This window comes from Xenorhabdus sp. NBAII XenSa04 (assembly GCF_963866145.1).
GTDB classification, from domain to species: domain Bacteria; phylum Pseudomonadota; class Gammaproteobacteria; order Enterobacterales; family Enterobacteriaceae; genus Xenorhabdus; species Xenorhabdus indica.
Genome location: NZ_CAWMEB010000367.1, coordinates 1 through 386, shown reverse-complemented (window position 1 = coordinate 386; position 386 = coordinate 1). Strand labels below are relative to the sequence as shown.

1 protein-coding gene is annotated in these 386 nt (G+C 60.1%); it reads left to right on the top strand.

The features are described from left to right. The coding region (locus AAC147_RS12420; RefSeq protein ID WP_047686783.1) for a conjugal transfer protein TraG N-terminal domain-containing protein at nucleotides 1–386 on the top strand (386 nt) is incomplete at both ends.

Below are 386 nucleotides of genomic sequence, written 5' to 3'. Positions count from 1 at the left end.
TCCCGCGCCAAAAGCTGTGGCACCTGGACACCGAAAGCCCCGGAAAGCAGTGGCTATGCGCCGGTGATCTCCAGTCTGAACAACCAAACGGCCGCTGTGCCGCTCTGGTGGGCGGTGGTACACCGGTTATCCAAGGGGCTGACACAGGCGGCAGTCGCTTCCATTCCCTGTCGGCCGGATCTGCGGCAACTGCGCTTTGAAGTGCAGCATACCCGTATCCGTCACCCGGCTCTGGCGGCGGAGTTGCAGGATTTTACCCACGATTGCTATGCCCTGGCACTGTATCAGTGGAAACAACGCGATCGGGAACACACCACCGATCCGGTTATCCTGAATGATATCGGCTGGCTGGGCAGCCGCACGTTTTTAGCCGGCGATTACCAGAC